The organism is Paenibacillus ihbetae, from assembly GCF_002741055.1.
Lineage (GTDB): Bacteria > Bacillota > Bacilli > Paenibacillales > Paenibacillaceae > Paenibacillus_AQ > Paenibacillus_AQ ihbetae.
This window is the reverse complement of sequence record NZ_CP016809.1, coordinates 6,463,532-6,475,206: the sequence shown is the minus strand read 5'-3', so window position 1 is coordinate 6,475,206 and position 11,675 is coordinate 6,463,532. Positions and strand designations below refer to the sequence as shown.

Below are 11,675 nucleotides of genomic sequence, written 5' to 3'. Positions count from 1 at the left end.
GCTTTAACCCTCCTACTGTTCCTATGTTTGCTCAAAGCGCGGGTTGCAGTGCGCATTCGTTTTTAATTTTTTGTAAGCCAGCGGCGTCATGTTCATCGACTTTTTGAATGTTTCGATAAAATAGCTGGTGCTGTTAAATCCAACCTTGTATGCCACTTCGGTAACGTTAGAACCGGATTGCTGCAGCAGGAGCAAACTTTTCTGAAGTCTGTAATCGATCACATAATTCATCGGTGTCGTGTTTAGCATTCGTTTGAAATAGCGGCAGCATTCCGAACGGCTCAAATGGCCGGCTCTGGCAATATCATCTAACGTGATTTTTTCGGCGTAATGGTTATCGATCCAGCTTAGCATCCGCTTCATCCGCTGACTCCTGACAGCCTCCGACTGGTCGTAAGTGAGTTGAAAGCCATTCATGATTAGGTTTCTCCAAATGAACGTAAGATTCATGGCAACATCGATTTCATAGTAAGGCTGTTGTTGTTGAACCGATTGATAGATATTCACGATGGCATCTAAAATGTTTTTCGCCCAAGCCTGATTAGAATCCATACACAAATATGGCAAATTCGTAGCTTGGGTATACGGAACAACATGAGTTGCGTAAAGCTCTCTCGGTACAACAAAATGAGGGGAAACATTTAAACAAATATAAACACAGTCCGATTGATTCATATCTTCCGCCATGTGCAAACAGCCGCTGTTGATAAAGATCCCTTCGCTTTGCCGAAGGGTTAATTTCACTTCATTGACTTGAAAAACCGCTTCCCCTTTAACAATCCGAACAAACTGGATTTCATCATGCCAATGGAGCGGAATATGACCGTGAATATTTTGGTTAATGGTCGTTTGGTAACAGGCAAAAGGCAGTACGACCGTTCGATGCTCGGTTTGTTCCTTCAAGTTCTGATCGATCCTGAAATCTTTTATTTGCAAGGGATCTCTACCTCAATATCCTTATATTTTTATATCCAATTACGGTATCCTTGTACGATTTTTTCACCTATTATAACACTATTATTACATTTAGGGTGGAGAATCAGCCATGGATAAAGCAGCTAGGCGAAAAGGATTATTTCTTGTTACAACAGGAGCGCTATTTTGGGGGATCAGCGGTACCGTCTCCAAGAGGCTCTTTCAGCAAACCGCAATTGATGTCAATTGGCTTGTAACGACACGTTTGCTCATCGCCGGGATTTTACTATTAACTGTTCATTTTCTAGCCAAGGATCGCTCGCAAATCATTGGCGTTTGGAAAAACCGGAGGTCTGCGATTCAACTTATTGTTTTCGGTTTGGTTGGTATGCTTTCGGTTCAATATACGTATATGGCATCGATTCAGCACGGTAATGCTGCTGTAGCGACGCTGCTGCAGTACTTAGCGCCTGTCATGATCATCATCTATTTGATCCTGCGGAGACAAATGACTCTAACGCTAAAAGATTTGGTATCCGTGCTCCTTGCTGCAGCAGGCTGTTTTTTCTTGTTAACCAACGGCTCCATATCCGGAATTTCCGTGCCGCCCACTGCCATCGTTTGGGGTATTTTATCTGGGATAGCCCTGGCCTTCTATACCTTGTACGCAGTTCCGTTATTAAAGCAATATGATTCCCTCGTCATTGTCGGATGGGCGATGATCATCGGCGGTTTGGGATTAAGCTTGATCCACCCGCCTTGGCAAATGGATTTTAGAAGTCTGTCGATCGGCACCTATTTGTATCTTATATTCGTAATCCTATTCGGCACGATGCTCGCATTTTGGTTTTATATCGAAAGTCTGCAAAGCCTTACACCTAAAGAAACAAGTCTCCTAAGCAGCATAGAGCCGCTGGCGGCCGTGATCACAACCGTATTTTGGTTAAAAGAGCCCTTTGGTTCGTTTCAATGGCTGGGTACTGCCTGTATTATCGGATTGATTTTGGTATTGGCATGGAGTAAAAAGCCCCGCATCTCATAAATATCAAGCCACAAACGAAAAAAGGCCATCTCCGCGCGATTGAACGGAGATGACCGGTATGACATGACAATACACGGGGGGCTTTCCCCTTAGCTTGCTTTCGCGAGTTTCGTGCCCCGAACGGATGCCGCTGCGTACACGACGAGTGCTGTCCAGATGAGGGCGAAGCCGATGAGCAGAACCGGCGAGACCGATTCCTTGAACACGAATACGCTCAGTAACAGCATGATCGTCGGCCCGATGTATTGTACGAAGCCGAGCGTGGACAGCGTCATCCGGGCAGCCGCCCGGGCAAAGAAAAGCAGCGGCAGCGCCGTTACCACGCCGGAAAGAAGCAGTTCGATGAACATCGACGGAGGCAGCGTCCATGCCGTTGTCTTTCCTACGGCAGCCAGATAGATCCAGTAGCCGAGCGCGACGGGCAGGACGACAGCCGTCTCCGATAGCAACCCTACGGAAGCGTCTTGCGCGATCTTCTTCTTCGCAAGACCGTACAAGCCGAACGACACGGCCAGCGAGATCGCAACCCACGGGAACCGCCCGTAGTCAATGGCGATGATGAGCACCGCGGCACCCGCGATGGCAATCGCAAGCCATTGGCCGCGGCTTGGCTTCTCGCGAAGGAATACCACCGCAAGCAGTACATTCAGCAACGGGTTCAAATAATAGCCGAGACTTGTCTCGACAACATGGCCGTTGTTGACCGCCCAGATGAAGATCAGCCAATTCGCAGCGATCAGTAATCCGCTGGCAGTGAGCGACAGCAGCAGCGAGCGGCTAGCTGCAATCTTCCTGAGTTCACCCCAACGGCGCTGGAGCGCGACAAGAATGCCCATGAAGACGAACGACCAGACAACCCGATGTGACAGAATTTCGCCTGCCGGCACATCGTCAAACAACTTCCAATATAGTGGGAGAATACCCCACATGATATACGCAATAATAGCGTTGACCAATCCATTATTCATGATTACGTCCCCTCTTCTCTCTCCGATGTCTGAAACGGATTATACGCCTCGATCCTCGTTTAAGTAAAGTAAATAATCCTGTATGTGCTTACGCAAAAGAAAAAAGACCGCAATATGCGGCTTTTAAAGTCCATAGGTTCTAAACGTTCAAATATCGCAGCTGCCCGGTACGCACATACCGTTCCGATTCTAATTTGTCTCGTTCCTTTTTGTCAATATTCAGTGAGCATGAAAGCATTGTCTAAATCAATACTATAAATTATGATGGTGTTATCTTGAAAGGGAGGAAAACTGTGCTAATACCGACAAACATAATCAGAAAACGAAATACCTGTGTTGTGCTTTTGCTTTGTTTATTGATTACATATCTCGTGCTTCTGAATACCGTCATCTTGTTCGACCTTTTAGGCAGCCTCACAGCCTCTTATGAAAACGGATTCGGATTGATGATTGCACTTGTCCCTATTACTTGGTTGTACTCCCTCTTATGCATCTCCAGCATCGTATTCTATGTGCTCTATCTTTCCTTTAGAAAACCTAAGTTCATCTTAATCGGGACCCTGCTGCATTTAGTGTTTACTTTGCTGTATCATTTGATTGTTGAATCAATGACATCCTCCCGCTCCTTTACCTGGGGATATCTCGTGATCGTCATTGAAATCGCTGTTTATTCTTATTTCATTCGGAGAAGCCCGGAAAGATCGTCTTGAAATAGCCAGCAATATCCGAACTATTTCTGTAACTTTCAACAACTCTTCGTTATTAACAACAAAACCGCAAGGAATATTCTGAGACCCATAGCCCATTTGACAATGGGCTGTTTGCCGTTGTGCTTTTTTACGTGTAGTGAAGGGATGAACCCTGCTCTTTGCACAAAATCACCATCCGTTCATGAACAGTCATCCCTCCCCATGTAATCGTAATGAATTGCCAATTCATCACATACTGTATTAGCGGTCAATTTTTAGCAAGAGAAATTCTTCTCGGATCATCTGGTTACAATTGGCGATTCAGCATCGCAGCTTTCTTATACATCAGCTTAAGTTAATCATTTACGTGGAGAGGATGAATGAAATGAGTCAAGAGGTATTAAACATCGAAGCCGCAGGAGGCAACAATGTTCTGGCTTTTGTGGATTTGACGATTCTGAACTGTAATCTCAAGGGCGTCTATCAGTATCAAGTGATCAAGGGGCAAAACGGGGAAGACGAAAAGAAAACAAAGATCCTCGTGATGCCTACCGATCCTGAGGCTCAGAGCATGACGCTGACGGAGCTGGTCACCGAAATCAATAACATTATCGAATCGTTTGGCGGCGGTCAGAAGGTCACCGAAGAAAGCATGAAGTCTACGCTTGAATCGCTGGGCCTGAAAAACCTCGCGGATATTCAGGTACAAATCCGCCAGCTCTTCGTTTACGTTGATTCGTCCAGCATCAAGGCCAACTCCAAGCCTTGCGAGTATGCCTTTAACTTTGTCATCTTAAATCCGGTTCATCCGGATGAAAGCTTGAAGCTCTTTAATATCAAGTCTCTCGGCATCGCCGTCTATAACACCAACCGCCAAAAAATTATAGAACGCATGAAGCTTGAAGATATTAACCAGCTCTTAACTTAAACCAAGGAGTCGTCAAAAAGATGAAAGCTTACGATGCTGAATTCGCCAAATCATTGACTGTCGTGCTTCACAGCGAGTTTTATATCGGGGAGGCCCTCTTTCAAATTGTTTTTCTCAAGAAAAAGGAAGGCCTTGTCGTTGCAGGGAAATGGGTCAACCCGAACATCTCCTTCGAATTGAATGAGGTGGCCGATAATTTTGGTATCCTGCTTCCGGAGTTTTTGAACTTCGAATTGGTAATCGAATCCATCGGAATCCAATATTTTTCCGACGAAAACAGGTTTGTTTTTCAAGGTGACATACGTCATTTTGGCAATTTGTCGCTGGAAGCGTGGAAAAACCCGAACCAACCGGCAGGAAGCTATAAATTGGCTTTGGACTATGATCGGAGGTTGGAACTCTCCAGCCTTCCGATCATCGGTCGGTTCTGTAATCCCGGAGACGGCTTCATCTTTAAAGGATTGGATTTGCGTTACACGGCAAATGTTGATTTCAAATTCTCATTTCTTGCTCAGCTAGTCATTAAACAGCTTGCCGTTAACCTGGATATCGAGTATATCCAATCCTTGAAAAATAAGCTTGCACTTCCTCAGTTACCGGAAAATGCTTCTCAGCTTCCGAAAAACACCATCCATTGGCTTGATATCCATAAAGGCTTCGGTGTCCTGTATTTCTCCAAAATCGGAGTCAGTCTGGTCGAATCCGAGGTTACGTTATATCTCGACGCAAGCTTTACGATCTCGTTAATCCGGCTGGACTTTTATGAACTGAACGTGTCGACTTCTTTAAAAGACCTGAGTGATTTCGACTTTGGACTGAGCGGTTTGATGGTCACGCTGGAGAAACCCGGGTTCAGCCTGACGGGCGGATTATATAAATCACCCGAAGAAAAGACGCTTTACAACGGGGTTTTGGGCATAAAAATCGGCCAATACAGCCTGCAGGCTCTCGGCTCCTACGGCGAGATGCCCGGCAGCGGAGAAATGACCTTTTTTGCTTACCTGATGCTGGGATTACCGCTCGGGGGCCCGCCCTTCTTCTTTGTTAACGGCCTGGCGTTTGGGCTCGGGGTGAATCGGTCCTTAAAGCTGCCCGACTTGACCCAAGTCCGATCCTTCCCTTTGGTGCAAGCTGCTATGGGAGATAACACGGCACTCCGGCCGGACACACCGCCGATGGTGGTCTTGGGTGCCTTGAGCAAGTCGATTGTCCCCGCCTCGGGCCAATATTTCATATCGGCAGGGGTTCGTTTTACGACATATGGCGTATTGGAGAGCTTTGCGCTGCTCAATATCGAAATGGGTAATCGGCTGGTCATTTCCCTGCTCGGTCTATCTAATGCATCGATGCCGCCAAAAGTGACCGGAGTAAGCCCGATTATGCGGGCCGAACTTGCACTGAAAGCCGTATTTGATCCGGGAAATGGCGAACTGTTGATCATGGCGGCTTTGACAGACCGATCTTTCTTGTTTGACCCGGCTTGTAAGCTCAAGGGAGGCTTTGCAATCGGGTTCTGGTTCAGCGGGACCTATAAAGGCGACTTCATCATCACCTTGGGGGGATGCCACCATCCGGCATTCCATAACATCCATTATCCAATCATTCCGACGCTCGGTGTTTCCTGGATCATCAACCGCAATATCTCAATTAAAGGCGACGCTTATTTTGCCGTGACCCCTTCTTGTATGATGGCCGGCGTCAGCCTGCAGCTGTTGTTTGAGTCGGGAAATCTGAAAGCCTGGTTCTATGCTGCAGCCGATTTTATTTTGAAGTGGAAGCCGTTCTTTTACCAAGCCAGAGTTCGGGTATCCGTCGGCGTATCCTACCGCGTTAAAATCTTCGGCATCGGCAAAACGTTCAAGGTGGAGATGGGAGCAGATTTATCGCTCTGGGGGCCCAAATTTTCCGGAAAAGTCAGAATCAATTGGACCATTATCTCCTTCACCATCGGTTTCGGGGATGACCATCCTCGTGAGACCCGAACCATCGGCTGGGACGAATTCGCGGACAGCTTTATTCCCGGTTCCTTCGGAGACGGAAGAGCCAGGCTTGCGCTGGGGAGTTCTACAGCAGCCGGAGCTGCCAGACTGGGCAGCATCTCTATTATCAGCGGACTTCTCAACCAATATCAAAAAGCGGACGGCAAGGTGGTATATATCGTCGATGGTTTCAGAGCAGGATTTAAGATCGAGCAAAAAACGCCTTGCTCTGATTTGTACTTTAACGGACAGAGGCTGCTTCGGAACAAAACGGAATTTGGGATCGTGCCCATGGGGCTGAGCAATGTTCGCATGGAACAGCACGTCACCATCAAGAGACTGGAGGATGATCAAGCCCTACCGTTTCTGCAAGCCGTTCCCGAGGTGAGAAATATGCCTTCCGCCTTATGGGGAAACCGAGCCCCGGGGCCGGACGCTCCTTTGATGAGGGATATGCCCGTTGGCATGTCCATTACCGTTCAAAATCCGGTTTCGTTAATTCATATCCTTCCCCGGGAAGGCAGCTATGCCGAATCGGTTCTAAGCTCATCAGAGCTGATTATCAGAACAGCCGTTTATCACTCTCCCGCATTTGAACCGCCAAAGGTGTTTCCCAGCGAGCCTGAAACTGTACTAAATGTCATTAAAACCACGATAGGCAGCAATCCCCGACGGGACCAGCTTCTTATGGATACGGCGGCGGCCTTTGGAACATGGAATCAGGTACAAACGCGAGCTTTGTCTGATGATCCGCAGGCCGTGCTTTTCGCAGTTCCCGTTCTTCGTACCACAGGCAGTCATGGAAGCTAGGTCTAACCGATAACACGAAAGGAGCCTGATTATGGGAGAATCCATTCGTTTCTCACAAAGATGTGAACCGCCGTTAAAAGCCGGGACCTACCGGGTCCAGGTTGAGCAGGTTACCAATATCAACTGCCGGCTCTCCAGTGAAACAACCGACTTCAAGGTTTCATCCGAAAGATTTCAACTGTCTCCAGAACAAATCTATTCCGTCTACCCGCCTAGGGAAGCTGTAGGCAACTATGCGGAATGCCTTCCCCATATTGTGCTGAACCGCAGAACCCTTCCCTGGGAAAGGGCTTTGCTGAAGGGCCAGTCCCACATGCCCTGGCTGGCGCTCCTTGTGTTTGACGAGACGGAAAGCATTAAGCTCCACGAAAGCACGATAGGAAAAGCGTTGCAGCCGGAAGGCGGTGTTTTTGTTCCTTCTCTCCTCCTCGAGGATCATGAGAAGCCGGAAGATCCATGCACCTATGTACATATTCCGGCGAAGCTTCTTTCGGAAATATTGCCGTACCCTGAAGCATTATCGCTGCTTGCCCACGGAAAGGGCGTAAGCCTGGATCGTAAGGTAACCGACGCTTCCGTCAAGGATGACTGGTTCGCATCGATTGTTTCAAATCGGTTCTGCCTGGCCCCTGACGACGACAGCCAAACCATTCGACATACTGCCTGCCTCGTATCATTGGAAGGATACGAGGCCTGTCTCAGCAGCAAGCAAGGCCGATCGGACACCTTGGCACATGTCCAGACGGCCAGGATGATCGTGCTGGCAAACTGGAGCTTTTCTATGGCAAAAGTTGACTTTGATTTCGGGTCGGCCTTCACGTCACTAAATGCAGCTATGCTGTCCACCCCTTATCAGGGAAGCAGTGAACAAATTCAAAAGCTGTGCAAACTCGGCTACTTTCCAATCAATCATGTTGTTCGGGACGGAAGCCAGGTTGTATCCTGGTACCAGTCTCCGCTCCTTCCTTATGAGGAGACGAAGGCCCCGGTCAAGTGTGCTCGCTTCGCTGACCAGCTTCTGGCTTATGATCCCGATATAGGGATGATGGATATTCGCTATTCCAGCGCATGGCAGATCGGCAAGTCGATGGCACTGGCGGATCAGTCTTTTGCCCAAAAGCTGTATACATGGCGTCAAAGCAATGAAACGCTGGCCCGGACTTCAGTCTATCAAGGGCTCTTGAGCCTGCACCTTACTTCACCTTCCAATGAAAAACGGGTTCAGGATTGGAAGGAAGAGAGCTCCATCGGGTATTCTTTTGTCAAAACAGCCCTGGCGCCAGAGGGAATGGACCCTCAAACCAAATCCAGCGGAAAACAAATCCTGTTAGAGCAGTTGAACGATCGATACAAAACTTTGCTGAATGAGGTGATTACAGATGCACGTCCGGATGGATTGGGATAATTCGCCTCAGCTTGTCCGCACGCATGTCCGCCGTGTGTTTGGTGAGCTTGCTGCACTCACGAAAGATCAACCTGTGAGCCTGGAACATCAGGACGATGAATTGATCGGCTGGCTGAGTCAATTATGCCTGCTGGTGAACTTGCCTTTTCATTATCTGATCCCTACGGAATCGATGCTGCCGGATGACTCTATACGTTTGTTTTATGTAAACCCCAACTGGCTTCAGGCGTTGGTTGACGGGGCTTGCAGCTTAGGAAGAAACGCTTCCCTCGATCTGACCCATGACCAGGAATTAATCGATGCGGTCATTTCCCAAATCGGCAAAAGAATGAAGGCGGTCCGCCCCTTGCTTCAAAGCAAGTCCGTTACGGCAAAGGAACTGGACGAGGAAGTACAAGCTATCGGGGGATTTCTCCTTCGATCGCCTTTGGTCCGCGGCTGGCGCGGGCTGGAGTTTAAGGCCCTTTCTTCCCAAGGCACCCCTTTGCGTCCGCTGCGAATCGAATTGTTGTCCGACGATGTGTTGATCGGATTGTTTGAAGGGATCCCCTATACGCTCGAACTGGATCAACCGCCGGAAGGATATTTTTTCGGGTTCAACCATATTAACGGCAGGTACATGAAACGGCTCAGAAATTTGGACAGCGGCGAGCTGCTCTCTGAATCGGATTCGATTGAGGTCGCCGTGCAAAACGAAAAGATGCGAACTATTGATGTCTATCAAACGGCGAAGCATATGGAGGCTTATTTTAAAAAGGAGATAACCTCCGCCGAGTTTGCACTTCAAATGATCAAAACTCCGTATATCGGAAAAGTGGTCCGGAAAGACGAATAAAGATTGAATTGCTTTCGCGGTATTAAACATGGAATGAGGCGAGGTGCCGGGGAATGGAGATACCAAGTTTACCCAAAAATAATATATTGTGCGTTCCGATGAAGGTCCAGGCGATGATGGTCGGAAGAACCCCAACGCCTACCGTTTTTGCCGATATCGCCGATAATTTCTCCAAAATCGGCAGAGATCCGCTGGGCAATCAAGTTCCCGCTCCGGTGATGAGTGAAAAGGCGCAGGAAAAGCCTGGAATCCATCTGAGCTGGATTTTGCCTGAGGGCCTGAGACAGGGATATCAAACGCACGAAGAGCTTGAGCCCGAATATCCTAGAGTTCCTAACCGGTGGATCGTCTCCCGGCTGTGGTCGACGAAAACCCAGCCCGAACGGGTATCCTGCAAGCACTGGGTTGTGGAGAGCGATGCGATGGAAAAGAAAAAAGGCCCGGAATTCGGAAATGAAGACAGCTTGACGTTTCCCAAGCTTGATGATCCCGACTTTCCTTACAGGATCCTGGGCCGGTCCTTCCCGATTGAAACGAACATGAGTGAGCCTTTGGAAAGATTTCAGCAGCTTCATGCGCTGGGACCCGGGAACCCCGCTTTCTCTGCTATGTATCCGTATCATGTCAATGTATTCGGCTTTTATGATGATTTATTGGCGGGCGACAAATTTGGGAATCGTCTTGAAGATATCAGAGTGAGTTATGTGATACGGGGTTACTATCAAAATCAGCCGGCACTGATCGAATCGGAGGAAATTTGCAGGTACCGGTTTGGCTGGAAGCCCCCCGAGGGCTTGATTTACCCCGCCTTTCCGGTTCTGCACGGGGTTGTCACCGGCCTTCACTGGGTGGATGACGAGAAGGATTACAACGGCCACTTCATCTTAAGACTTCCTATGCCGAAGCTGGCTGTCGGAAATACTTCCGTTGAAGCGGTTTCCGCTCTGCATGCGACAAACCAATCCTCGAACGAGCGTTTAATGCGCGTGTTACTAAATGATCAGAGTCATAAGCTTGTGAACCTGGACGGGATTTATCAGGCTGACTATATGGATCATAAGAAACGTTTCCAAATCGTTGCGGAACAAAACAGCTTTACGCTTCAGAGCAAAATCAGCAACAGCGACAGTGATCATCAAGAGCTGCCGGAATTAACCCCAGACGAGCAGCATCTGTACCGGAGCCTGCAGCAGGGACTTGATGAGCTTTATAAGCAGCGATTTAATGCTGATGCAAAGCGATCGTTAATCTATGATCTTTGGTGTAAATATATCATTACTGCCTACACCGTCGAACCGTTGGGAAATGACCAGGCAAGAACAAGTATGAAGGAATATGAGGAGGCTCTGGCAAAGGAAATCCATGCGCTGGGACTTACAGAGTCCGCCTTGGAGGAGCTCGGGGAACACCTCAAGATCCTTGAACAACAATTGGTCGGGTCTATTCACAGCTTCTATAATCTGGAGCAAACGGCAGACCACCGGTTCTACGAGCCGAATTCGCCGGTTCTTCTTCTCTCGGGCGCAAGCCGGGGAAATCTCTTTGATTCGAACCTAGCCCCGGGAGAGCTTTTAAAATGCAGATTACTCGGAGAAACGATCCGGTCCTTTACCATTGACTTTAAATTCAGAGAAAACGCGTATTCGGTATCCTGTCATACTGATCAGCTGCTCGCCAGGAAGCAAGTTAAAGGAAACTATCCTGAATTGCTGCTTGAAGCGGTGCTGTTTACATCGGACTGTGCCGAGCTTTTGGTTACTTTTATCGCTCAGCAGCTCGATCTTTTGCCATTGTCGGAAGATGAGCATGCCTATTTGCATACTGTTGTTAACCAGGCACTGGAGAACATCACCAAGAGAGGGATATTGGATAAAGGGCAGGAGCTGCCTGCCCCGCTGTTTTTAAATGTTTGGAGTGAACCTTGGAATCCTGTAATCCTTAGCTGGCGGGCGCTGTATTATCCGGACCAAAATCTTGTCAGCAGTCATCCGAAGCTTGATCACTGGAATTTTCAAGGCACTGACTATGTATATCACAATTCGGAGCCGGATACCCGTGAGTCTGTGGTGATTGAGGGCAGCATTTTTTTGACCCCCATATAGCG

At 48.2% G+C, this 11,675-nt stretch carries 8 protein-coding genes; 6 read left to right on the top strand and 2 right to left on the bottom strand.

What is annotated here, in order from left to right:
- Nucleotides 1-21: 21 nt before the first annotated feature.
- Complete coding sequence (locus tag BBD41_RS29085; protein ID WP_099480256.1) at nt 22-936, bottom strand: AraC family transcriptional regulator; 915 nt, start codon at nt 934-936, stop codon at nt 22-24.
- Nucleotides 937-1,045: 109 nt separating this feature from the next.
- Here BBD41_RS29085 and BBD41_RS29080 point away from each other — a divergent pair, with 109 nt between their 5' ends.
- Nucleotides 1,046-1,957, top strand: coding sequence for an EamA family transporter (locus tag BBD41_RS29080; RefSeq protein ID WP_099480254.1), 912 nt, complete (start codon nt 1,046-1,048; stop codon nt 1,955-1,957).
- A gap of 89 nt (nt 1,958-2,046) precedes the next feature.
- Here BBD41_RS29080 and rarD read toward each other — a convergent pair whose 3' ends face one another.
- Complete coding sequence (rarD, locus tag BBD41_RS29075; RefSeq protein WP_099480252.1) at nt 2,047-2,925, bottom strand: EamA family transporter RarD; 879 nt, start codon at nt 2,923-2,925, stop codon at nt 2,047-2,049.
- A gap of 1,074 nt (nt 2,926-3,999) precedes the next feature.
- Between rarD and BBD41_RS29065 the strand changes: the two genes are divergently transcribed.
- The 5 genes from BBD41_RS29065 (at nt 4,000) to BBD41_RS29045 (ending at nt 11,673) form a co-directional block, all read left to right on the top strand.
- On the top strand, nt 4,000-4,542 hold the full coding sequence (locus BBD41_RS29065) for a hypothetical protein (protein ID WP_157929349.1): 543 nt from the start codon (nt 4,000-4,002) through the stop codon (nt 4,540-4,542).
- A gap of 20 nt (nt 4,543-4,562) precedes the next feature.
- Entirely contained in the window at nt 4,563-7,331 is a 2,769-nt protein-coding gene (locus tag BBD41_RS29060; RefSeq protein WP_099480246.1) for a DUF6603 domain-containing protein, read from the top strand.
- Between the two features lie 31 nt (nt 7,332-7,362).
- A complete protein-coding gene (locus BBD41_RS29055; RefSeq protein WP_099480244.1) occupies nt 7,363-8,736 on the top strand; it encodes a hypothetical protein in 1,374 nt (457 codons plus the stop codon).
- On the top strand, nt 8,711-9,571 hold the full coding sequence (locus tag BBD41_RS29050) for a hypothetical protein (RefSeq protein WP_099480242.1): 861 nt from the start codon (nt 8,711-8,713) through the stop codon (nt 9,569-9,571). Before BBD41_RS29055 ends, BBD41_RS29050 begins: the two co-directional genes overlap by 26 nt.
- Before the next feature lie 113 nt (nt 9,572-9,684).
- Nucleotides 9,685-11,673, top strand: a complete 1,989-nt coding sequence (locus tag BBD41_RS29045) for a hypothetical protein (protein ID WP_099480240.1) — start codon at nt 9,685-9,687, stop codon at nt 11,671-11,673.
- Nucleotides 11,674-11,675 lie beyond the last annotated feature (2 nt).

Bases quoted from the DNA above. Each gene is read 5' to 3' on its own strand.
- BBD41_RS29080 (WP_099480254.1), top strand. From the start codon at position 1,046: ATGGATAAAGCAGCTAGGCGAAAAGGATTATTTCTTGTTACAACAGGA.
- rarD (WP_099480252.1), bottom strand. From the start codon at position 2,925: ATGAATAATGGATTGGTCAACGCTATTATTGCGTATATCATGTGGGGT.
- BBD41_RS29065 (WP_157929349.1), top strand. From the start codon at position 4,000: ATGAGTCAAGAGGTATTAAACATCGAAGCCGCAGGAGGCAACAATGTT.
- BBD41_RS29060 (WP_099480246.1), top strand. From the start codon at position 4,563: ATGAAAGCTTACGATGCTGAATTCGCCAAATCATTGACTGTCGTGCTT.
- BBD41_RS29055 (WP_099480244.1), top strand. From the start codon at position 7,363: ATGGGAGAATCCATTCGTTTCTCACAAAGATGTGAACCGCCGTTAAAA.
- BBD41_RS29050 (WP_099480242.1), top strand. From the start codon at position 8,711: ATGCACGTCCGGATGGATTGGGATAATTCGCCTCAGCTTGTCCGCACG.
- BBD41_RS29045 (WP_099480240.1), top strand. From the start codon at position 9,685: ATGATGGTCGGAAGAACCCCAACGCCTACCGTTTTTGCCGATATCGCC.